This is a genomic window from Methylobacterium sp. 4-46 (genome assembly GCF_000019365.1).
Classification (GTDB): Bacteria; Pseudomonadota; Alphaproteobacteria; order Rhizobiales; family Beijerinckiaceae; genus Methylobacterium.
Genome location: NC_010511.1, coordinates 926,278 through 948,923, shown reverse-complemented (window position 1 = coordinate 948,923; position 22,646 = coordinate 926,278). Strand labels below are relative to the sequence as shown.

Here is a 22,646-nt window from a genome sequence, read left to right as displayed (position 1 = left end):
GCGCCGGCGCGCCCCACTTCGCCTGATGTCCGGCCGCGGAGCCGGGCGAGAGAGCCGGAGCGCGCCGCGATGATCCCGATGCTGGACCCTCAGACCCTCACCGTCTTCGTCACCGGCGCGACCGCCGGGTTCGGCGCCGCCCTCTGCCGGCGCTTCGCGGAGGCGGGGGCGCGGGTGATCGGCTCCGGCCGCCGCCGCGACCGGCTCGACGCGCTCAGGGCCGAACTCGGCGAGCGGCTGCACGTGCTCGAACTCGACGTCACGGACCGCGCCGCGGTCCTCGCCGCGGTCGAGTCCCTGCCGGCCGGGTTCGACGCGCCGAACGTCTGCATCGCCAATGCGGGCCTCGCCCTCGGCCTCGCGCCCGCCCAGGAGGCCGACCTCGACGATTGGGACCGGATGATCGCCACCAACGTCAACGGCCTCGCCTACACGGTCCGCGCGCTCCTGCCCGGCATGGTGGCGCGGGACGAGGGGCACGTGGTGCTGCTGGGCTCGGTGGCGGGCGACTACCCCTATCCGGGCGGCAACGTCTACGGCGCCACCAAGGCCTTCGTGAAGCAATTCGCCCTCAATCTGCGGGCCGATCTCCTCGGCAGCAACGTGCGGGTGACCAACATCGAGCCGGGCATGGCCGAGACCGAGTTCTCGCTGGTGCGCTTCCAGGGCGACGCCGCCAAGGCGGCCAAGACCTACGAGGGCGTGGCGGCGATGTCGGCCGAGGACATCGCCGAGACGATCTTCTGGTCCTGCACCCTGCCGCGCCACCTCAACATCAACCGGATGCAGATGATGCCGGTGATGCAGGCCTTCTCGCCCTTCGCGGTGAAGCGGGGCTGAGGGGCGGGCGCCGCCTCCCGGCGGGCCCGCGGGGCCGTCAGGCCCGCCGCCGCCAAACGGCCCTCAGGCGGCGCCCGCCGAGCACGACGCCGCTCGTCGCCACGATCAGGCCGAGCCCGCAGAGCGCCGCGATCACGCCCCGGCGGAGCGGGGGGTGGCGCAGCAGCGGCCCGACATCGAGCGTGTGCAGGGCGTCGAAGAGCCAGCGCTGCGCCCGGCCGCTCCGGTCGAGCCGCCCCAGGATCTCGCCGGTCGCCGGGTCCGCGTGGATCCAGGTCTCCGCGGGATCGTCGAGAACGAGGCGCAGCACCGGCAGGCGCGGCGCCCCGCCGCGGTCGGACCAGTAGGCGTCGGGCGCCGCGACCCGCTCCACGGCCGCGAGGCCGGCCCCCGGCACGAGGTGGCGCGCCGCCGCCCGGATCGCCTCCTCGCTCACGGCGGTGCCGCAGCAGGGCCGCACGCCGGCCGGGCCGGCCGCGAGGATCCGGGGCGCCCCGCCGAGGAAGCCGAAGCGCAGCTCGACCGTGCCGGGCGGCGCGGCGGCGAGCGCCTCGCGGGCGATCGGGAAACCCGCCGCCGGGCCGGCGTAGCGCGCGAGCGCCGCCGCGTCGGGCATGCGGGGGCCGAACCAGCGGTTCGGGTTCACCGACAGCCAGCCGCTGAGCAGGAAGCTCGTGAGCGCGAGCCCGCCCGCCACGCCCGCGAGGTGGTGCCACGCCCGCCAGCCGCCATAGGGCGTGGGCCGGCCGCGGCGCAGGCGCAGGAGGCCGATCGCCCAGCCGCTCGCCATCGCGGCGAGCGCGAGCCCCGACACCCACAGCACCGCCCCCCGCCAGAGGGCGGCCCGCGCCCGCAGGGGCGTGAGATAGAGCCAGTGCGGCACCGCCCCGAGCCAGTTCCAGACCCGCTCGCGGCGGGTCGTGTCGAGGGCGAGTTCCCCGGTCGCCTCGGAGAGGTAGAGCTCGGTCCCGGCCGCGTCCCCGAGGGCGACGCGCCGGAAGGGCCGCAGGGCGTCGTAGCGCGCCGTCACGGTCCATTGGTCGCGCCGGACGCGCCCGAGATCGCGCACCGCGCCGGCCGCCGGGTGGCGGCGGGCGAGGGCGAGGGCGGCCTCGGCGGTGAGCGGCGCCACCGGCTCGCCGGTGACGGCGGAGAGCGCCCGGATGCTCCCGTCCGGCAGGCCCAGCCGGTAGACCGGGACCGCGCCCCGCATGGTCAGGGTGACGCGCTCCGGGAAGGCGGTCAGCCCCGCGCGCGCCAGCGCCTCCTGCGGCCCGAGCCGCACCGCCTCGACGGCGAGGGGCGGCAGGGCCGCGAGCCGCTCGGCCTCGGTCAGGGCCGGGAAGCCGACGAAGAGCATCACCGGCCCCGACAGGAGCCACGTCGCCACGAACAGCCCGGCCGCGATGCCGAGCCAGCGATGGCCGAGATGGAGCCAGCGCGTCAGGCGCTTGCGCGGGGCCACGTCAGAACGTCACCCGGTAGGCGAGTTCGACCGCGCGCGGCGGGCCGAGCAGCCAGGAATTCGCGTTGCCCGAGACGGCGTAGATCCGGTCGGTGAGGTTGGTGGCGCGCAGGGACAGGCGGGAATCCGGCGTCACCTGCCAGTCGAGGCCCGCATGGAGGAGGGCGTAGCCGGGCCGCCGCACCGCGTTGGCGAAGTCGCCGAACACCGGCCCGACCGCGTTGAGGCCGAGCCGCGCGGTCCAGCCCGGCGCGAAGGCGTGGGCGATCCAGAGATTGGCCACGCGCTCGGGCACGTCGACCGGCACGTTGCCGGCGAAGGAGGTGACGCGCCCGCCCGCCGCCTGGGCGAAGCGGTCGTAGCGGGCCTGGAGCAGCGCGAGGTTTGCGTCGATGCGCCAGCGCTCGTCGAGGGCGAAGGACAGGGCCACCTCCATCCCCCGCGAGGATTGCCGGCCGACCTGCCGCGAGAGGGTCGGGCGGTCGGGATCGGGGACCAGCAGGTTGTCCTTGGTGATCGCGTAGGCGGCGAGGGTCCACTCGCCCCGGCCCTCGGCGAACAGGCCCTCGGTGAACAGCCCTTTGGCGCCGGCCTCGACCTGCTCGCCCGTCGCCAGGGTGAATTGCGACTGCGCGACGCTGGTGGTCAGCAGGCTCCCGAGCGGATCGGCCGCGGTCGCGTAGTGCGCGTAGAGGGCGAGGCCGGGCACCGGATCGTAGACGACGCCGATCCGGGTCCCGAGGGAGTCGAACGTCCTCGTGAAGGCGGCGGCGGCGAGCGGGCGCGCCACCGCGACGGTGGGGGAATCGAAGCGCAGGCCGGTGACCAGGGCGAGCTGCGGCGAGACTTCGAGACGGCTCTCGGCGAAGACCGCGGCTTGGTTCAGGCGCGAGACGATGTCCCGGCGCGTGCCCGCGAGATTGAGGAAGGCGCCGGGCACCGGGCGCAGGAGGTCGACCGTGCTCTCGCCGCCGAAGGGCGTGTTGCTGTCGCGGTCGAAGGCGACGCGGTTCACCTCGAAGCCGACCGCGACCGCGTGGGGCAGGCCGAACAGGCTGCCGCGCAGGGTCGCGTCGAGGCGGGCCCCGACCTGCTCCTGGTGGTGGAGGATCTCGATGTAGTCGGAGCGGACGACCCGCCCGGTCGCCGGATCGTAGCGGTACTGCTCGACGTCGCGCCAGTGCCGCTCGGCGGAGAGCCGGTAGGCGGTGCTGCGGACCGCGAAATCCGGGCGCGGCGTCCACTCGGCCTTGACCTGCGTCCAGCTGTCGAGCCAGGCGATGCGCGAATCCTGGACGTTGTAGTTGACGAAGCGGATCCGCGCCGGGACGCGGCCGCCGATCAGCGGCGAGCCCCAGGAGCGGCTGGGCTCGCTGGCGCCGAGATCCTGCGAGAGCGTGACGCTGAGGTCGGGCGCGACCCGCCGCGTCAGCGAGGCCGAGAGCGCGAGATTGCGCAGATCCCCGTCCGGGCGGACGAAGCCGTCGGAGCGGTTGCCGCTGAGCGCGAGCCGGTAGGCGGCCGCCTCGCCGAGAGGCCCGCCCGAATCGAGCGCGAGCCGCGCGGTGCCGTCCGGGCCGAGGGCGGCCCGGGCCTCGCCGAGGGGCGCGAGGACCGGGCGCTTGGGCACCACGTTGATGACGCCGCCGATCGCGCCCTCTCCGTAGAGCACCGAGGCGGGGCCGCGCAGCACCTCGATCCGCTCCGCCGACCACGGATCGAACGGGAACGTGACGGTGCCGGCCCCGACATAGAGCCGCGTGCCGTCGTGGAGCTGCTGCACCGAGCCCGCGCCGGCGAAGCCCCGGCTGGCGAAGGACAGGTTGCCGTTGCCGGGCGCGGCCAGGCTGGTGATGCCGGTGGCGTTCTGCGTGACCGCGTCCGCGACGCTGGTCTGGCCCCGCGCCCGGATCGTCTCGCCCGCGACGACGTCGAGGCTCGCGGGCACCTGCAGGGGCGTCAGGTCGAGCCGGCTGCCCGTGCGGGCCGGCGCCGTGAGGGACAGGCCGGACTCGCCCGGGCGCCGGCCGGCGACCTCGATCGCGTCGAGGGGGATCTCCTCGGCCCCGGCCGGGGCCGCGAGGAGGAGGGCGAGGACGGAGCGGGCGGTGGCGCGGGGCACGATCATGGCGGTGTCCGGGATGGCGTCGGACCCGTCCGTCACCATGGCTGCGGCTTTCGTAAGTTTTAACGTTACATTTGCTCCTTCAAGCACGGCCCGCCCCGGGCCGCTCGGGCGCCGTGGCGGGGGATGGCTCGGAGGGAGGGGCGCAGGCAAGGCGGGGCGGGCGACGATGTGGCACGTCACCGCGAACGACGCCGCGCGGCCGCCTCGCGCCCGCTCCGGCACCCGCCAGGACACCCCGCCCGGCGTGTTCGCGTGTGACCACGGTCGACGGCAGGTCTCCTGGCTCGCGGGTCGCCGCCCCCCATCGTCTTCCCGGGCATGACCCCAGTGACGTGGTGATGGAGGGCTCGCCGCTCACAGTTGCGGGGGCAGCCGCGGATTCGGGCGCGAGCCCTCACCGCGTTCCCTGTTAGGCCCCGGAGGGCACCGTCGAGCGATAGGCTAGGCTCCGGCCACGCCCGGCGCAAGGAGGCGACGGTGGCCGGCCCGGGCCGCGGATCCCCGCCTCAAGGCGGTGCGACGGCCGCCGAGGGCGGCCGCCATCCCCGCGGCGCGCGGGCCATCGATCTTGCCGGGGCGGTCCGGCGGGCACTTCCCGCACGACCGGGGCGGGATGCCCGGGATCACTCGACTCATCGGCGCCGCGCGCCGGCTCGGCGGCCCCTCGTGTCGTACCTCGCCGTCAATCCGCCCTCACGATCCTGGCTCGTGCTAGATGGTATTGCTTATCCGCCGTACATCCTGTAAGGTAAGTAGAAGTTGAAGAGATTCGTCATCTTCGCTCGCTTGACTAGAGGGTGACGAAAAATGACAAAATAAACGCCTGTGATGCAAATTTTTATTAAATAATGTGACTATAAAAGATAGATACATGATCGTCATTATGTAATAAATACCACTTATTCGATCTCTCTGAAAGTATGAAGCGGATTGCAAAAGCATTGATACAACAAATATGGCGGTGAATGCTGACTGTTTCTGCCGAGGACACGCACGTTATGCTCCATTGTGGCAGACGGAGACCTTTCAGTGCTGGTCTTTTGTGGGATTTATCACGAATAAATCCAAGACAATGGCGATCGGAGACATGGGCGGGGTGAGTGCGGGTTCCGGTCCGGACGTCCGCCAGAGGGGTGCAGATGATGACGGGAGTTGGTTTCACAAATCTCGGCAGCAGAAATCCAATCGAAATCGGCAAGTCTGCCTATGAAAGATCGTTCGGCGTCAAATTTTTTGAGGAACATGAGATCTCCGAGGACGGAATATACGATTACAACACGAGAGTTTTGCCGTCCAATCTCTCGTGCGGGTTGCGCACCGACCTTGAAGGGCAGAGGATCGCCGTCGTCGGCAACGGAAGGGTCGATGCGAGCGGCGCCGAGATCGATGCCCATGATCAGGTCATCCGCATCACCGGGATGAGACACTGGCGAAGGGACCCTGACGGTGATGGGGTCAGGACCACCTTGTGGGCGGGCCTGCCGGCTCACGTGGTCGCCCGCGACGAGGCGGGCGCCGTGCATGCTAACGGCGCGTTCGCGTCGCTGGTCCGCGACGGCGTCGCCTTCTGGGCGGTGTCGCCCTTCCACGTCACCTGTGTGCCTATCTTTGGCTGAGGCGCGCCGGACGGCTGCAGGATCTCCTGGTCGCGCCATCCTCGACGACGGTGTTCGACGGGATGCACGCCTACCTCTCCGCCGAAGAGATGTCCGTCCTGTTCTCGATGCCGGTCGGCCCGCGAGATCTGACGGGGCTGACGGATTTCGAACTGCTCCTCACCGGGACGCGTCTCGTTCTTCTGCTGGAAGCCTGCAACGTCGCGCAGATCAGCCTGTACGGCGTCGATCTGTTTCGGTCGGAGCCCGACAGCATCTGGTTCGGTCACGATCCGGCGACCGATCTCAAGGTGCTTCGTGGCGTCATGAGAAGATTTTCTGCGTCGGGCAAAGTCTTTCATTGGCCGAACGAACGTGATGCTGCCGATGATGCGAAAACAGCATCCGGTCACGTTGTGATCGAATCCTGATCGAGATTGATGGTTTCGCCGTGTTTTCTGAACCGAACCGGCAAGCATGTCGGCAGCGCACCGTGATGCGGCGTGCGCTCTCGGTCGCCTTGCATCGTCCCGTGGCTGCCCGCGTGCCGGGCCGCTGGATCGGTCGCCCGCCGCGGCCTTGATCCGGATCAAGGCCGCGGCGGGCGAAACGCCCGAGGCTGGCGCAGCCGGTGCCGCTTCCGGCCCGCTCCGCCCGCGAGGAACGCCGATGAACGCCCACGCCATGACCCTGCCCGCCGCCGCGCTCCGTCCCGCGGGAGCTCGGGCGGCCGATCTCGCCAGCATGACGGCGCTCGGCCTCGCCATCGTCGGATCCCTGGCGACCGAGATCCTGGTCCGGCTGGTGGTCTGAGGCCGCGGCGCACCCGTCACCCGCGCAGCCGCGGCTCCACACGACGTAGGCGTGTTGTTGGCTGACCAAGTTGCAACCCCGATAGACTTGCTCCGCGCCCCGTTTCTCGCTCTATTACCGATCAAAGACGGAATCGGCGGCGAAGGACAGCCGGCAGGCAGACCTGCGCTGCCTCAGCGGCGGGGGGCGCGGCATCGCGCCCCTGCCGGTCCGACGCCCCGGGCCGCGGGCTCCGCGTCGCTGCCGGAGGCCGGCGGCGAGGACGGAGGGGCGGATGGGGCAGGAGACGGCGTCGGCCACCCTCGGCGAGCGCCTCGCGCAGATCGAGGCCGAGATGAGCCTCCTGCGCGAGCGCGTCGACACCCTGGGCGAGGGCGGTCACCCGGCCCTCGTCGAGCTCCTGCTCCAGGACAATGCCCGGCGGCGGGAAGCCGAGGACGAGCTCAGGGTCGCGCAGGCCTGGATGCAGCTCGCCCAGGAGACCGGCGGGGTCGCGGCCTACCAGTTCGACCTTGAGCGGGGCGTGCTGACGTGGTCGCCCTCGACCTACGCGCTCTACGGCTGGACGCCCTCGCAGCGCCAGCCCAGCCTCGACACGTGGCTCGCCAGCATCCACCCGGACGACAGGGCGGCGGCGCGGGCGGTGGCGGAGCGGGCGATCCGTGAGGGCGAGCCGGTGTCGCACGCCTTCCGGATCGTGCGGCCGGGCGGGGACACCCGCTGGATCGCGGACCGCGCCCGGGTGCTGACCGACGCCCAGGGCCGGCCGGAGCGCATCGTCGGCCTCAACATCGACGTCACCGAGCTGCGACGGGTCGAGGCGGCCCTGCGCGAGAGCGAGGCGCAGTTCCGCTTGACCTTCGAGAACGTGGCGGTGGGGGTGGCCCTGGTCGGGCTCGACGGCCGCTTCCTGCGGGTGAATCCCTGCCTGTGCGCCTTCCTCGGCTACTCGGCCGAGGACCTCGCCTGCCTCACCGTCCAGGAACTGACGCATCCGCCCGACCTCGCGGCCGATCTCGCGCAGCTGCGGCGCCTGCGCGACGGCGAGATCGACCGCTCCACGCTGGAGAAGCGGTTCGTGACGCGGGCGGGCCGGCTGGTCTGGGCCGAACTGAGCGTCACCCTGCGCCGCGACGCCGCCGGCCGCCCGGCCGGCTACGTCTCGGTCATGTCCGACATCGAGCGGCGCAAGCGCGCGGAGGAGCAGCTCACCTTCGCCCTCAGCGAGCTCAGCCACCGGGCCAAGAACCTGTTCACGGTCGTGCAGTCGCTGATCCGCCAGACGGGGGCGAGCGCCCCCAGCGTGGCGGCCTTCCAGGACGCCCTGACCGAGCGGCTGTCCGGCCTCGCCGCCTCGCAGAGCCTGCTCGTCGAGCACGAGGGCTCGGGCACGCCCCTAGGCCTCCTGGTGAGCCGCCAGCTCGCCTCCTTCGTGGCCATGCCCGATCCGCGCATCCGCATCGAGGGGCCGGAGCTTCCCCTCAACCGCAGCGCCACGCAGACCCTGGGCCTCGTCCTGCACGAACTGGCGACGAATGCCTGCAAGTACGGGGCGCTGTCGACGGAGAAGGGCCGCCTCGCGGTGACGTGGCGCATCGCCGGGCATCCGGCCCCCGGGGCGCGGCTCGACCTCGCCTGGCAGGAGGCCGAGGGTCCGCCGGTGCGCCCGCCCGTCCGCAAGGGCTTCGGCCACCGGGTCATCGACGCGATGGCCCGCCAGAGCCTGGAGGCCGAGGTCGACCTGCGCTTCGCGCCCGAGGGCCTGTCCTGGCGCCTCGTGGCGCCGGTGGCGCACCTGCGATGGGGGCCCTGAGCCGGCGCCGGACCCCGCCTCATCCAACATCCGTTGATTGCTTCGCCATCTCCCATTTCGGCATTGCGGATGTCGGCGTCGCTCAGGCGCCGCGCAGGCTTGGGATCCGCTTCGATCAAGCGGAGCCCGGATCACGCCCCGGCGCGGCCCTCGGCGCCGAGGGCCTCGGCGTAGATCGCGCGGGCCTGCGCGAGGGTCACCTCCCGGGGGTTGTTCACGAGCAGCCGGGTCTGCTTCATCGCGTCGGCGGCGAGGCGGTCGAGGTCGCCCTCGCCGATGCCGACGGCGGCGAGCGAGGCGGGCACGCCGCAATCCCGGCAGATCGCCGCCAGGCTCGCCACGAAGCGCGCGGCCGCCTCCTGGACCGGCAGGCCGGCCGCCGCGGGGTCGAGGATCGGCGCGAGTTCGGCGTAGAGGGTCTGCGCGTGCGGGAGGTTGAAGCGCATCACGCCCATCAGCACGAGGGCGTTCGACAGGCCGTGCGGCACGTGGAACAGGGCGCCGATTGGGTAGGCGAGGGCGTGCACGGCCGCGACCGGCGCATTCGCGAAGGCCATCCCGGCGAGCATCGAGCCGAGCAGCATGGCGCCGCGCGCCTCGCGGTCCGCCCCCTCCCGGCAGGCCGTGCGGATATGGGCCGAGAGCAGCGCCAGGGCCTGCCGGGCGAGCTGGTCCGAGAGCGGGTTCTTGCGCTGGCGGCTGGTATAGGCCTCGATGGCGTGGACCATCGCGTCGATGCCGGTCGCGGCCGTGACCGCGGCGGGCAGCCCGAGGGTGAGGTCGGGGTCGAGGACGGCCCAGTCGGGCAGGAGGCGGGGGGAGACGACGCCCTTCTTCTCGTCGCCCGGCGTCGTGACGATCGCGATCGGGGTGACCTCGGAGCCGGTGCCGGCCGTGGTCGGGACCAGGATGAGCGGCAGGCGCTGCCCCTGCGCGAGGCCGACCCCGTAAAGGCTCTCAAGGGGCTCGTCGCTGCGGGCGAGGTAGGCGACGAGCTTGGCCGTGTCGAGGGCCGAGCCGCCGCCGATGGCGAGGACGAGGTCCGTGCCCTCGGCCCGCGCCCGCGCCGCCCCGGCCTCGACCAGGATCGCGGGCGGATCGGCCGCCACGTCGTCGTAGACGGCGAGGGCGAGGCCCGCCCCGCGCAGGGCGGCCTCCGCGCCCTGCGTCAGCCCCGCCCCGCGCACGCCGCGATCCGTGACGAGGAGCACGCGCCGCGCCCCGAAGCCGCGCACGATCTCCGGCAGCTTCGCGGCGGCGCCCGGCTCGAACAGGATGTTGGGGCTGGTCTGGAAGGTGAAGGGCCTCATGATGGTCCTCATCGGAGCGAAGGGCGGTGGGGGACACTGCGCCGGGGAGCGGTTCGCGCACCCGCCCGGGGGCCGATCCCGCCCCGCGCGGCCGGCCTCAAGGGGAGACCCGGCGCAGCACGAAGGCCGTGCCGACCTGCGGCTCGCGCCGCCACATCCCATCGCCCGCGGGCACCAGCGCCACCGCGTGGCCGCGCCGCGCCACCAGGGTGAGCCGCCCCGATTCGTAGCGCCAGGAGACGGGATCGAACACCGTCAGGCCGAGGTCGCGGCAGCCCTCCAGCACCCGCACGATCCCGGGATCGAGGGCGAGCCGGCAGGTCTCCGTCCCGGGCGCGCGGTCGAGGGCATAGGTGCCCGCCAGCGCCGCCGCCTCGGGCGGCAGCGCGGCCGCCTCGGGCGGCGCGGGATCGGAGGGCTTCGCCGGAGCGGGCGCGAGGGCGGCCTGCGTCACCGCCGCCGGGGCCGGCGCGGCCCGCGGCCCCTCGGGCTCGAGCGCGTAGATCTCGGCCGGGCCGACCTCCGCCTTCAGGGCACCGGGCGTCTCGCGCAGGGCGAAGTCGAGCTTCCTGGCATCCGGCCCGACGAGGCGCAGCGCCCCGTCCTCCAGCCGCCAGGCCGACAGGCCGCCCAGCACCGGAAGCGCCCGCCGGCAGCCCGCCGGAAAGCGCAGGGCGTGGCCGCCCGGCGCGGCCTCGTCCGTCAGCGTCACGATGCAGCGCCGGTGGCTGCCGTTGAGCGAGAGGGCCCAGCCGCCCAGCGCCTCCGCGTCGCTGCGCGGCCGGGCCGGATCGGCGAGCGCCGCCGCGGCGAGGCTGAGCCCCGCCAGGGTCGCGAGCCCCGCCGCCGCCAGAAGGCCCGCGGGGGCCCGAAGGCCCGCCGGGGCCCGAAGGCCCGCGGGGGCCCGGACGGGCCTCGGCCTCACGGCGCGGTCCGCGGCCAGGGCGTCTCGACCACGGGCGTGAGCGGCCCCTTGCCCGAAAACCACGACACGAGGTTATCCACGCAGAGCTGGCCCATGGCCGTGCGGGTGTGGACCGAGGCCGAGCCGACATGCGGCAGCAGCACCGCGTGCTCCTGCGCGATCAGCTCGGCGGGCACCCGCGGCTCGTCCGCGAAGACGTCGAGGCCCGCGCTGAGGATGGTGCGGTTCTTCAGGGCCGCGATCAGCGCCTCCTCGTCCACGAGGCTGCCGCGGGCGACGTTGATCAGGATGCCCTCCGGCCCGAGCGCCGCCAGCACCGCGGCGTCGACGATGTTGCGCGTCTCCGGCCCGCCCGGCGCGACCACGATCAGCACGTCCACCGCCTCGGCGAGGTCCATCAGCGTGGGGTGGTAGGCGTAGGGCACGTCCTCCTGCGGGCGCCGGCCGTGATAGGCGAGCGTCACCCCGAACGCTTCGAGCCGGTGCGCGATGGCCCGGCCGATCCGCCCGAGTCCCAGGATGCCGACGTGGCGCCCGCGCAGCGTCCCGGTGAGCGGGTAGGGCTTCTCCAGCCACTTGCCTTCGCGCAGGTAGCGGTCGACCTGCGGGATCTGGCGCAATGTGGCGAGGAGCAGGCCGACCGCGAGGTCCGCCACCTCGTCGGTGAGCACGTCGGGCGTGTTCGTCACCACGACGCCCCGGCGCCCGCAGGCGGCCGCGTCGATCGTGTCGTAGCCGACGCCGAAATTCGCCACGATCTCCAGCGCCGGCAGGCGGTCGAGGAGCGCGTCGTCCACCCGCACGCCGCTTACCGCGAGGCCCCGCACCCGGGGGCCGACCTGCGCGATCAGCCGGTCCGGGTCCGCTCCCGGCCCGGCCCGGTGCAGGGTGAAGAGCCGCTCCAGGGACTCGGTCACGAGCGGCATCATCGGCCGCAGCATCAGGAGTTCTGTGGACTTCAAGCGTCTCTCCCGCGGGCACGGACCCGCATCCGACGATGGGTGCAGGCCGGGGGCGCTTGATCTCGCGCCCTCAGGTGCCGATGATGGCCCCGAACGACGAGAGGCGGCAAGCCGCCCCGATCCCGGGAAGGAACGCTCATGAGGCTCGACGCGCCGCGTCGTCACGCATCCGTCGCCCGTCTGTGGCAGCGCTGCCGCTCCGCGCAGTCCCGCCGGCCCGCCCGGGCCGGGGCCTGACCGGGAGGGACGAGGCGATGGCCGGACTTGAGATCAGGAACGTCCAGAAATCCTTCGGCACCACGCCGATCCTGCACGGCGTCTCGATCGACATCCAGGACGGGGAATTCGTCATCCTGGTCGGCCCGTCGGGCTGCGGGAAGTCGACCCTGCTGCGCATGATCGCGGGGCTGGAGAACATCACGGCGGGCGAGATCCGGATCGGATCGCGGGTCGTCAACGCGGTGCCCCCGAAGGAGCGGGACATCGCCATGGTGTTCCAGAACTACGCGCTCTACCCGCACATGACGGTGCGGGACAACATGGCCTTCTCGCTCAAGCTGCGGAAGGCGCCCAGGGACGAGACCGCCGCGCGGGTCAACCGCGCCGCCGCGATCCTCGGGCTTGAGAAGCTCCTCGACCGCTACCCGCGCCAGCTCTCGGGCGGGCAGCGCCAGCGCGTCGCCATGGGCCGGGCGATCGTGCGCGATCCGCAGGTGTTCCTGTTCGACGAGCCGCTCTCGAACCTCGACGCCAAGCTGCGCGTCGCCATGCGGGCCGAGATCAAGGAACTGCACCAGCGCCTGCGCACCACCACGGTCTACGTCACCCACGACCAGATCGAGGCCATGACCATGGCCGACAAGATCGTGGTGATGCACGACGGCAACGTCGAGCAGATCGGCGCGCCGCTCGACCTCTACGACCGGCCCGACAACCTGTTCGTGGCCGGCTTCATCGGCTCGCCGGCGATGAACTTCCTGAACGGGACGGTGACGGGGGCGAGCTTCCGCACCGAGGGCGGCCTCACCCTGCCGCTGCCGACCCGCGGCGCCCGGCCGGCCGAGGGCATGCGGGCGATCTACGGCCTGCGCCCCGAGCACGTCGCCCTGAGCCCGGACGGGGTGCCGGTCGAGGTGGCGGTGGTCGAGCCCACCGGCTCCGAGACGCTGGTCCTGGTGCGCCCGCCCGGCGCGGCCGCGGGCACCGACGTGGTCAAGGAGGTCGGGCGCGACATGGCCTGCGTCTTCCGCGAGCGCATCGCCGCCCGCCCCGGCGAGCGGATCGCGATCACGGCCGACCCGGCCCTCGTCCACCTGTTCGACGCCGAGACCGGCCGTCGCCTGCACTGAGCGCCGGGCCGTCCGGCCCGGCGCTCCGCTTCCAAGAGGGGCCGCGAGCCCCCGCCACATTTCGGGAGTTGCGCCACATGACGTTCTTCGACCGCCGTCAGATCCTCAAGGCGGGCGCCGCGCTCGGCCTGTCCGGGGCCGCTTGCCTCGACGGCTTCGCCAGGGCCTGGGCCCAGGAGAGCCAGTGGAAGCCCGAGCCCGGCGCCTCGCTGAAGCTCCTGCGCTGGAAGCGCTTCATCCCCTCGGAGGACGAGGCCTTCATGCGCCTCGTCGACGCCTTCACCAAGGCGACGGGCGTGCCGGTGAGCGTCACGAGCGAGTCCTTCGACGACATCCAGCCGAAGGCCTCGGTCGCCGCCAATACCGGCCAGGGCCCCGACATGGTCTGGGGCCTCTACTCCTTCCCGGCTCTGTTCCCGTCGAAATGCCTCGAGGTCGGCGACGTCGCCGACTACCTCGGCAAGAAGTACGGCGGCTGGCTGCCCGCCGCCGAGGCCTACGGCAAGGTGAAGGGCAAGTGGATCGCCATCCCGATGGCCTTCAACGGCGGCTACCTCAACTACCGGATCGCGGCCATGCAGAAGGCCGGGTTCAGCAAGTTCCCGGAGGATCTCGGCGGCTTCCTCGAACTCTGCCGCGCGCTCAAGAAGAACAACACGCCGTCCGGCTTCGCCCTCGGCCACGCCACCGGCGACGCCAATTCCTGGATCCACTGGGCGCTGTGGTCGCACGACGCCTACCTGGTCGACGCCAACGAGAAGATCATCATCAACTCGCCGGAGACCGCCAAGGCGCTCGAATACGTCAAGAGCCTCTACGAGACCTTCATCCCCGGGACGGTCTCGTGGAACGATTCCTCGAACAACAAGGCGTTCCTGTCCGGCGAGCTCTACCTGACCAATAACGGCATCTCGATCTACGCCGCAGCCAAGACCGAGCGCAAGGACATCGCCGAGGACATGGACCACGCGGTCTACCCGGTCGGCAAGTCCGGCAAGCCGACCGAGTTCCAGCTCGCCTTCCCGATCCTGGCCTACACCTACACGAAGGCCCCGAACGCCTGCAAAGCCTTCATGGCCTTCGCGCTGGAGGCGCAGAACTACAATGCGTGGCTGCAGGCGGCGCAGGGCTACCTCTGCCACCCGCTGAAGGCCTACGCCAACAACCCGATCTGGACCTCGGACCCGAAGAACAAGGTCTTCGGCGAGGCCTCGACCCGGACGCTGGCGGCGGGCGGCCTCGCCCCGGTGAGCGAGAAGGTGGCGGCCGTGCTCGCCGACTTCGTCATCGTCGACATGTTCGCCTCCTACTGCACCGGCCGCGAGGACGTGAAGGGCGCCATCCGCACGGCGGAGCGGCAGGCCCAGCGCATCTTCCGGTCGGCGTGAGGCGTTGAATCGCCGCGCCGGCTCCCCGCGGCGGGGAGCCGGCGCGGCCCGTTGGTCCCGCCGTCGCTGGAGGCCCCATGGCCGACCTCGCCCTCGACCGTCCGGTCGCAAAAGCCCGGCAGGGCACCTCCGCCTGGAACCGGCTGCGCACCAGCCGCGGCTGGCTCGGCTTCTGGTTCATGCTGCCGGCGGCCCTGATCCTGCTCCTGTTCCTGGCCTACCCGCTGGTGAAGGGCATCTGGCTCTCCTTCACCGACACGCGGATCGGCCGGGGCGGGGAGTTCGTCGGCCTGGAGAACTACGAGTGGCTGTGGGACGACAGCGTCTTCTGGCTCTCGGTCTTCAACACGCTGCTCTACACGGCCATCGCCTCGGTGGCGAAGTTCGGCATCGGCCTCTACCTCGCGCTCCTGCTCAACAAGCGCCTGCCCTTCAAGGCCCTGATCCGCTCGATCGTGCTGATCCCCTTCGTGGTGCCGACCGTGCTGTCGGCGCTGGCCTTCTGGTGGATCTTCGACAGCCAGTTCTCGATCATCTCGTGGTCGCTGCGCCATCTCGGGCTGCTCGACCGCAACATCGACTTCCTGGGCGACCCGACCTGGGCCCGGGCCTGCGTGATCTTCGCCAACATCTGGCGCGGCGTGCCCTTCATCGCGATCACCCTGCTGGCGGGCCTGCAGACCGTGTCGCCCTCGCTGTACGAGGCGGCGACGATCGACGGCGCCACGCCCTGGCAGAACTTCCGCCACATCACCTTCCCGCTGCTGACCCCGATCATCGCCGTGGTGATGACCTTCTCGGTCCTGTTCACCTTCACGGACTTCCAGCTGATCTGGGCCATGACGCGCGGCGGGCCGGTGAACGCGACCCACCTGATGGCGACCCTGTCCTACCAGCGCGGCATCCTGTCGGGCAGCCTCGGCGAGGGGGCGGCGATCGCCACCGCGATGGTGCCGTTCCTGCTCGTCGCGATCCTGATCTCGTGGTTCGGACTCCAGAACCGCAAGTGGCAATCCGGTTGAGGAGAGTCCCGATGGCCCAGGTCGCCGACCATTCCGAGGGCATGGCCTATCTCGAGACGCTCCCGCGCCGTCTCGTGACCCTCTACCTGCCGCTCGGGATCATCCTGGTGGTGCTGCTCTTCCCGTTCTACTGGATGGCGCTGACCGCCATCAAGCCGGACGACCAGCTCATCGATATGGAGACCTACAACCCGTTCTTCGTGGTCTCCCCGACGCTCAAGCACATCAGCAAGCTCCTGTTCGAGACCAAGTACCCGCTGTGGCTCTGGAACACGATGCTGGTCTCGGTGGCGGCCACGCTGCTGTCGCTGTTCGCGAGCGTGCTCGCCGCCTACGCGATCGTGCGCATCCGCTACCGGGGCGCGGCCTTCGTGGGCGCGGCGATCTTCCTCGCCTACCTGGTGCCGCCCTCGATCCTGTTCATCCCGCTCGCGACGATCATCCAGGCCTACGGGCTGTTCGACTCGCCCCTGGCGCTGATCCTGGTCTACCCGACCATCCTGATCCCGTTCTCGACCTGGCTGCTGATGGGCTACTTCAAGACCATCCCCTACGAGCTGGAGGAATGCGCCCTCATCGACGGGGCCGGGCGCTGGCAGATCCTGACCCGGATCATCCTGCCGCTGGCGGTTCCGGGTCTGATCTCGGCCGGGATCTTCTCGCTGACCTTGTGCTGGAACGAGTTCATCTACGCACTGACCTTCCTGTCCTCGACGCCGAACAAGACCGTGCCGGTGGCGGTGGTGAGCGAGTTCGTGGACGGGGACATCTACCGCTGGGGCTCGCTGATGGCCGGCGCGCTGGTCGGCTCGCTGCCCCTCGTGATCCTCTACTCGTTCTTCGTCGAGCACTACGTCTCGGCCATGACCGGGGCCGTGAAGGAGTAGCGGCGGCCGGATCCGCGCGGGCCCGCGGCCCGCGCGCACCGGTGAGGCGCCGCGGGCCCTTTCGCCTCGCGGATGAGCGTATTACATCGCGGGTCGACCGCTGCTCTCAGGGCCGGTCCGCCAAGAAAACCTGACAAGGCATCCCACCGCCATGGCCCCGCGCACCCTCTACGACAAGATCTGGGACGACCACGTCGTCGATCGTCAGCCGGACGGCACCTGCCTCCTCTACATCGACCGCCACCTCGTGCACGAGGTGACCTCGCCCCAGGCCTTCGAGGGGCTTCGGCTGGCCGGCCGCCGGGTGCACCACCCGGAGAAGACGCTCGCGGTCGTCGATCACAACGTGCAGACCTCGGACCGCAGCCTCGGCATCGAGGACCCGGAGAGCCGCACCCAGATCGAGGCGCTCGCCGCCAACGTGCGCGAGTTCGGGATCGAGTATTACGACGCGCTGGACCGGCGCCAGGGCATCGTGCACATCATCGGCCCCGAGCAGGGCTTCACGCTGCCCGGCCAGACCATCGTGTGCGGGGACTCGCACACCTCGACGCACGGCGCCTTCGGGGCGCTGGCGCACGGCATCGGCACCTCGGAGGTGGAGCACGTGCTCGCCACCCAGACGCTGGTGCAGAAGAAGGCCAAGAACATGCGGGTGACGGTGGACGGCCGCCTGCCGGCCGGCGTCACCGCCAAGGACATCATCCTGGCGATCATCGGCGAGATCGGGACCGCGGGCGGCACCGGCCACGTGCTGGAATATGCCGGGGAGGCGATCCGGAGCCTGTCGATGGAGGGCCGGATGACGATCTGCAACATGTCGGTGGAGGGCGGCGCCCGGGCCGGCATGGTGGCGCCGGACGAGACCACCTTCGCGTACGTGAAGGACCGTCCGAAGGCGCCCAAGGGCGCGGCCTTCGACCGGGCCCGCGCCTATTGGGAGAGCCTCGCCAGCGACGAGGGCGCTTTCTTCGACCGCGAGGTGCGGCTCGACGCGGCGAATCTGCCGCCGATCGTGACCTGGGGCACGAGCCCGGAGGACGTGGTCTCGGTGCAGGGGCGGGTGCCGGACCCGGCGGCGATCGCCGACGAGACCATCCGCCGCTCGAAGGAGCAGGCCCTGGCCTATATGGGCCTCGCGCCGGGGCAGCGGATCACCGAGATCGGCCTCGACAAGGTGTTCATCGGCTCCTGCACCAACGGGCGGATCGAGGATCTGCGCGTGGTGGCGCGGATGGTGGAGGGCCGCAAGGTCCACCCGGGCGTGAGCGCCATGGTGGTGCCGGGCTCGGGTCTGGTGAAGCAGCAGGCCGAGCAGGAGGGCATCGCCCGGATCCTGATCGAGGCGGGCTTCGACTGGCGCGAGCCGGGCTGCTCGATGTGCCTGGGCATGAATGCCGACCGGCTGAAGCCGCACGAGCGCTGCGCCTCGACCTCGAACCGCAACTTCGAGGGCCGGCAGGGTCACAAGGGCCGCACGCACCTGGTGTCGCCCGCGATGGCGGCGGCGGCGGCGGTGGCGGGCCATTTCGTGGACATCCGCGAGTGGCCGCGCTCCGCGTGACGCTTTGCGCGGCGGGCTCGCGTTTCCCCCGTTGACGGTGAGCCCGCCGCCCACTAAACGATCCCCACCGCGGCGCCGCTGGCGCCTCGGGCCCAGGTGGCGGAATTGGTAGACGCGCTGGTTTCAGGTACCAGTGGTGCAAGCCGTGGAGGTTCGAGTCCTCTCCTGGGCACCAACCACTCCTTAAGTGGTTGACGCCTCAAAAGCATCTTGATTTGAATGGGTTGGCTGGCACCTGGCTGTTCAACAGGTGTGCTCAACAATGCCCGTTCAGATGGCCCGCCCCATGAGGCGTTCAGGTTCCTCCTTCCACCAACTGGTTCAGCGTATCCCGGCGGACGTGGCCGCGAAGGTGCGCGGTATGAGGCTCTCCATCCCAGTAGGGGAGGAGGTGGCGAACATCGTCATCTCGGAGAAGGCCAAGGACGTTCGTACGTCGTTGCGCACCCGTGACCCCGGGGAGGCCAAGGAGCGGCAAGCCCGCGCGGTAGCCTACTTGGAGGCGGTCTGGCGTTCGGTCCGGGAAGGGCCAAAGAGGCTCACACACAAGCACACGCTTGCCTTGGCTGGTGAGGTCTACGCTGCCTGGACAAAGTCCCTGGAAGACGATCCTGGGCCATCTGAGCGGTGGCTTCGGGTTGAGGTTGATAACCTCCGTGCCGAGTTTGGCCAGTATGGCCGCTCAGCCCTAATGACCCTCTCCGATGGCGAGAAGCGCACGAGGAGTATCGAGGAGCGGGTTGGCGGCTTCTCGGATATGGTTCTCGCTAAACACGGCCTCGTCATCGATGCTGAAAGCAGAGTTAGACTCAACCATGAGGTCCTAGGGGCTCTCCGTCAGGCAAGCCTAACCTTGATGAAGCGTGCGGGAGGTGATTACAGGCCCGATCCCGATGCGGACCGCTTTCCGGAGTTCATCGCGCCCTCAATCGCGGCCAAGGGTATCAGCCTTCTCGACCTGTTTGACGGGTGGGCGAACGAGCGAAAGCCTTCGCAAGCCACGGTCGACCAGTGGCGGAAGCACTGTGAGGCGTTCCTGGCCTTTGTAGGTAAGAATGACGCTGGGCAGGTGACGAAGGCCGACGTGGTGGCCTGGAAGGATGCGCTGGTAGCGACAGGAGGCTCACCGAAGACGATAAATGACAGCAAGCTCGCGGCGGTGCGTGCGGCCTTCACATGGGGCGTCGAGAACGTCCGGGTCGCATCCAATCCCGCGACCGGGGTGGCCGTGCGTTACAAGAAGCAGGCCGGTGAGAGGATGCTCGGCTTCGATGACACTGAAGCTGCCGCAATCCTTGACGCCGCTGCGAAAGAGACGCGACCCGCCTACCGATGGCTGCCTCTGCTCTGCGCAGCATCAGGTGCTCGCGTGGGGGAGATGGCACAGCTTCGTGCAGAGGACGTCATAGTTCAGGATGGCATTCCTGCCCTACGCATTACGGCAGAGGCCGGGTCGTTGAAGAACCTCAACTCGGAGCGTGTCATTCCACTCCACCCTGAGGTACTTGATACAGGGTTCCTGGAGTTTGTGAAAGGCAAGAAGGGGCATCTGTTCTACAACCCGGTGAGGCGCAGGGCGGACGCCAAGAAACCTTCACACAAGATTGTTGCGAAGAACGTGGCAGACTGGGTGCAGAAGCTTGGCTTAAAGGTCGGTCGGGCACATCGGAAGGACCCTTCGCATGCCTGGAGGCACCGCTTCAAGACACTGGCGCGGGCGGCCAGGATTGAAGACAGCGTGGCAGATGCCATCGTTGGACACGCACCCGGGAGCGTAGCGAAGGCTTATGGCACGGTGACGCTGGCGACGATGCACGAAGCTCTGTCCCGTATCCCTATTCCGAAGTGTTAGGGCGTGAGCTCAGCAAGCTTGACGTTCGCAAGGACCGCTTCCGACTCTGAAGAGCCACCCGATATGCTCTCGACGAATGGACGCTGACAGCGGCATAGCGGACCTTTGAAGGGTCTCTGCCGCGAGTACCGGCAGCGCGGATTGATTTGTCTTAATGCAGACGCATGGATGCCCGGCTAGAATGTCTGGTCCTCACGGGGTACTCTGCCGTACCTTTCAAACCAATCGTACACTCGAACCAGCCGTGCCCCACCACGTTGAGTCTGATGATGCCCACAGAGGAATGATGAACAATCAAACTTGGTTCACAGTCGAACAGGCCCGCCAGACTGAAGCGTGCGGTGTCTGGCTTGACTGTATGAAATGTGGCCACAGCATCTCCATGCCGCTCGACCGGTGGCCTGCGACTATGCCTGTGAGGGACGTCGCCCGGCATCTACGATGCAAAGCGTGCGGTAGCGCGAACGTGGAGACTTGGCCAGACTGGAGTGGGTCTCGGCCACAATACGATGCCTAGGTCGGGCGCCCTGATGGCGTGCGTAGCCAACCCATTCGCAATGTCTCAGTATGCGACGACAAGAACCCACCCGCTCTAGCAGGACCGGCTGATGTAGGCGGAGTCCCATCGGGTCAAGTGGAGCATCCCGCAGCATGACACGGTGTGGATGCTCCTCCGCGTCGCGACCGCAGCGCGGCAGGACCCTTCGGGGGTTCCCCCAACCCCATCCTCAACTTCAGGCCGCTCCTCAAGGGCGGCCTCCTTTCACCCTGCTGTCCTCATGCGCGAGGCGTCCCGTTCGCATAAGCCTCAGCACGTAACGAGAGAAGGATGGCTACCGAGGGAAGCGAGGGGCTCAGGAAGTCCTTCAGGGTCCGCTCAGTGGCCGCTCAGGGCCACCTCTGGCTATAATCGAACAGGACGCTGGCGAGGCTATCGGCTGGCACCCTGACACAGCTCGGCATCGCCGCCAGAAAGCCCTCAGCGAGCACGCTTGGGGCTACAGCCTCATTCCTACCGGCAAGGGCGGCCACCTGATGATGGCTGTCGTGGAGCGGGAGACCCTGAGCGAGCTGCCGAAGGGCTTCAGGGAGCAGCAGGCCAGGGCGTTTAAGCAATGGCTGAGCAGCCTCTCCAGAAGCTTGACCGCAAGTTACTGTTAAGCGTGTTGTTGAACCAGAGTAGCTATCTGCCATATCTAGGCCGACTCGCATTGCGGGTCTGGGTTTAACCTTCAAGCGGCGCAATTAAGCTCACGATGCATCTCACCCCATCTAAACTCACGCATCTCGCTCGCCGACTCATAGATCTGATGGCGATCTACTGGGACATCTTACATGAGCAAGGGCCTGTAGATGCTGATGTGAAGGAAGCTATCAGCCGATAGATACTTCGAGCTAAACTGATAGCCGAGATGGCAGGCACTATGTCCCTCCCAGCGTCTCCTGAGGAGCTGGCCGAACTCAGACGCTTAATCGAGGAGATTAAGTCATCTGAGTTGATGATGGCTATAACAGAGCATCTAATGGGGGAGAGTAGGCACCCCCAACACTAGATGGCCCTTTAAATCCGCCAGGGTTGACCGTAGACGGCCGTTCAGAGGTCCCGGCTACCCGCCCCCCCCCCCAAGCAAGCGAGCGGTGAAGGCAGAGGGCCCAAATGTTCGTGGCAGATACCTGAGACGGCGTCGACAGACGAGCGTTGGCCTGAAGTCCCCCGTGGGGGTCTCCCGATGTCGCCAGGGGTGGACTGCATCACCGTGCGCCATCAACACAGGTGATTGAGGCAACGATGTCATCGCCTCATCCACAGAGCCATGCCTGATGAAGATCTCCACTTCCGTGCCGCTTGTGTCATCCGTGAAGCCCGAGAGCTATGCAGGGAGGCGCAGGAGCTTCGCAGTAAGGGCCGAGATTTGATGGTCGAGCAACGTCGCCTGATAGGCTGCGTCCAGTGCGTTCGGGCGGAGATTGAGAGACAGCACGCCCCCCACGCTGAGGCAGGCTGCTGAGTAGGGTCCGGCTCCCTGCTTCCTAGCCGCTTCGTCGTACCAGAAGGGTTTACCGCTGAGGTACACAGCTCTGTTACACCCGATGGCGTCATATAAGGGTTGACTTCCAGGTTTTGGTACAGCACTGTCGCATGGTCTAGACCGTTATGAGACAAGACGCACTTCGATGGCCGTCTACGGTTACGCCCGTGTCAGCACCACCGACCAAGACCTCAGCCTCCAGGAGGAAGCCCTGAGGGCCGCAGGGTGTGAGGTCATCCGCTCCGAGAAGCGGTCAGGCACCAGCACGGAGGGCAGGACTGAGCTTCAGACCCTGATGGAATTCGCCCGGAAGGGGGATGCCATCGTGGTCACTCGCATCGACCGGCTGGCACGGTCCATCGCTGACCTCGCAGCCATCGTCCGCCAGCTTGAGGCCAAGGGCGTGGCTCTGAGGGCCACTGAGCAGCCCATCGACACGTCCACGGCTGCGGGACGGTGCTTCCTTCAGATGCTCGGGGTCTTCGCGGAGTTTGAGACGAACCTTCGCAGGGAGCGGCAGCTTGAGGGCATTGCCAAAGCCAAGGCTGCTGGGGTCTATGCCGGCAAGGGGCGCCCTACATCGGTGCCTGCTGAGAAGGTCAGAGAGCTTCACGCCACCGGAATGGGCCCGTCTGCCATCGCCAAGGAACTCGGCATCAGCCGCATGTCAGTGCACCGGGCGTTGAACCCGAAAGCTGCGTGA

At 69.4% G+C, this 22,646-nt stretch carries 17 protein-coding genes, 1 tRNA gene and 1 riboswitch; of the genes, 13 read left to right on the top strand and 5 right to left on the bottom strand.

Translation table 11 applies throughout. The features are described from left to right. The first annotated feature begins 69 nt into the window (after positions 1 to 69). Positions 70 to 840 (top strand): SDR family NAD(P)-dependent oxidoreductase, encoded by a 771-nt coding sequence (locus M446_RS04020; protein ID WP_012330804.1) that lies wholly within the window; start codon positions 70 to 72, stop codon positions 838 to 840. A 37-nt stretch (positions 841 to 877) separates the two neighbouring features. Here the strand turns inward: M446_RS04020 and M446_RS04015 are convergent, their stop codons facing one another. Together M446_RS04015 and M446_RS04010 are read right to left on the bottom strand one after the other, a co-directional pair. Then, positions 878 to 2,305 (bottom strand): peptidase, encoded by a 1,428-nt coding sequence (locus M446_RS04015; protein WP_012330803.1) that lies wholly within the window; start codon positions 2,303 to 2,305, stop codon positions 878 to 880. 1 nt (position 2,306) lies between these two features. Beyond that, entirely contained in the window at positions 2,307 to 4,472 is a 2,166-nt protein-coding gene (locus M446_RS04010; protein WP_012330802.1) for a TonB-dependent receptor, read from the bottom strand. Between the two features lie 212 nt (positions 4,473 to 4,684). Beyond that, positions 4,685 to 4,879, bottom strand: a riboswitch (cobalamin riboswitch). A gap of 693 nt (positions 4,880 to 5,572) precedes the next feature. Between M446_RS04010 and M446_RS36735 the strand changes: the two genes are divergently transcribed. The 4 genes from M446_RS36735 (at position 5,573) to M446_RS03995 (ending at position 8,654) form a co-directional block, all read left to right on the top strand. Beyond that, complete coding sequence (locus tag M446_RS36735) at positions 5,573 to 6,049, top strand: hypothetical protein (protein WP_012330801.1); 477 nt, start codon at positions 5,573 to 5,575, stop codon at positions 6,047 to 6,049. Between the two features lie 62 nt (positions 6,050 to 6,111). Continuing rightward, entirely contained in the window at positions 6,112 to 6,459 is a 348-nt protein-coding gene (locus M446_RS04000) for a hypothetical protein (RefSeq protein WP_012330800.1), read from the top strand. Between the two features lie 238 nt (positions 6,460 to 6,697). Further along, a complete protein-coding gene (locus M446_RS37950; RefSeq protein WP_012330799.1) occupies positions 6,698 to 6,841 on the top strand; it encodes a hypothetical protein in 144 nt (47 codons plus the stop codon). Between the two features lie 274 nt (positions 6,842 to 7,115). Beyond that, positions 7,116 to 8,654, top strand: coding sequence for a PAS domain S-box protein (locus tag M446_RS03995; protein ID WP_012330798.1), 1,539 nt, complete (start codon positions 7,116 to 7,118; stop codon positions 8,652 to 8,654). 131 nt (positions 8,655 to 8,785) lie between these two features. Here the strand turns inward: M446_RS03995 and M446_RS03990 are convergent, their stop codons facing one another. From M446_RS03990 to M446_RS03980, 3 genes are all read right to left on the bottom strand, one after another. Next, positions 8,786 to 9,964 carry an iron-containing alcohol dehydrogenase gene (locus M446_RS03990; protein ID WP_012330797.1) on the bottom strand — a complete coding sequence of 393 codons (1,179 nt, stop codon included), beginning with the start codon at positions 9,962 to 9,964 and terminating at the stop codon, positions 8,786 to 8,788. Between the two features lie 97 nt (positions 9,965 to 10,061). Next, entirely contained in the window at positions 10,062 to 10,889 is an 828-nt protein-coding gene (locus M446_RS03985; protein WP_012330796.1) for an AprI/Inh family metalloprotease inhibitor, read from the bottom strand. Continuing rightward, positions 10,886 to 11,830, bottom strand: coding sequence for an NAD(P)-dependent oxidoreductase (locus tag M446_RS03980; protein WP_018262605.1), 945 nt, complete (start codon positions 11,828 to 11,830; stop codon positions 10,886 to 10,888). The genes M446_RS03985 and M446_RS03980 overlap by 4 nt, the downstream gene beginning before the upstream one ends. Before the next feature lie 275 nt (positions 11,831 to 12,105). Here M446_RS03980 and M446_RS03975 point away from each other — a divergent pair, with 275 nt between their 5' ends. The 8 genes from M446_RS03975 to M446_RS03940 all read left to right on the top strand — a co-directional run bounded on the left by M446_RS03975 (position 12,106) and on the right by M446_RS03940 (position 22,646). Further along, positions 12,106 to 13,200 (top strand): ABC transporter ATP-binding protein, encoded by a 1,095-nt coding sequence (locus M446_RS03975; RefSeq protein WP_012330794.1) that lies wholly within the window; start codon positions 12,106 to 12,108, stop codon positions 13,198 to 13,200. A 77-nt stretch (positions 13,201 to 13,277) separates the two neighbouring features. Continuing rightward, complete coding sequence (locus M446_RS03970) at positions 13,278 to 14,588, top strand: ABC transporter substrate-binding protein (protein WP_012330793.1); 1,311 nt, start codon at positions 13,278 to 13,280, stop codon at positions 14,586 to 14,588. Between the two features lie 77 nt (positions 14,589 to 14,665). Continuing rightward, positions 14,666 to 15,610 (top strand): carbohydrate ABC transporter permease, encoded by a 945-nt coding sequence (locus M446_RS03965; protein ID WP_012330792.1) that lies wholly within the window; start codon positions 14,666 to 14,668, stop codon positions 15,608 to 15,610. A gap of 11 nt (positions 15,611 to 15,621) precedes the next feature. Further along, positions 15,622 to 16,497: a carbohydrate ABC transporter permease gene (locus M446_RS03960; protein ID WP_012330791.1), complete on the top strand. Its 876-nt coding sequence runs from the start codon at positions 15,622 to 15,624 to the stop codon at positions 16,495 to 16,497. Between the two features lie 151 nt (positions 16,498 to 16,648). Next, positions 16,649 to 18,061 (top strand): 3-isopropylmalate dehydratase large subunit, encoded by a 1,413-nt coding sequence (leuC, locus tag M446_RS03955; protein WP_012330790.1) that lies wholly within the window; start codon positions 16,649 to 16,651, stop codon positions 18,059 to 18,061. A 90-nt stretch (positions 18,062 to 18,151) separates the two neighbouring features. Further along, positions 18,152 to 18,236, top strand: a tRNA-Leu gene (locus M446_RS03950). A gap of 87 nt (positions 18,237 to 18,323) precedes the next feature. Continuing rightward, complete coding sequence (locus M446_RS03945; protein WP_012330789.1) at positions 18,324 to 19,913, top strand: DUF6538 domain-containing protein; 1,590 nt, start codon at positions 18,324 to 18,326, stop codon at positions 19,911 to 19,913. Between the two features lie 2,175 nt (positions 19,914 to 22,088). Further along, the gene (locus M446_RS03940; RefSeq protein WP_012330787.1) at positions 22,089 to 22,646 is read left to right on the top strand and encodes a recombinase family protein; all 558 of its coding nucleotides are present in this window, start codon (positions 22,089 to 22,091) and stop codon (positions 22,644 to 22,646) included.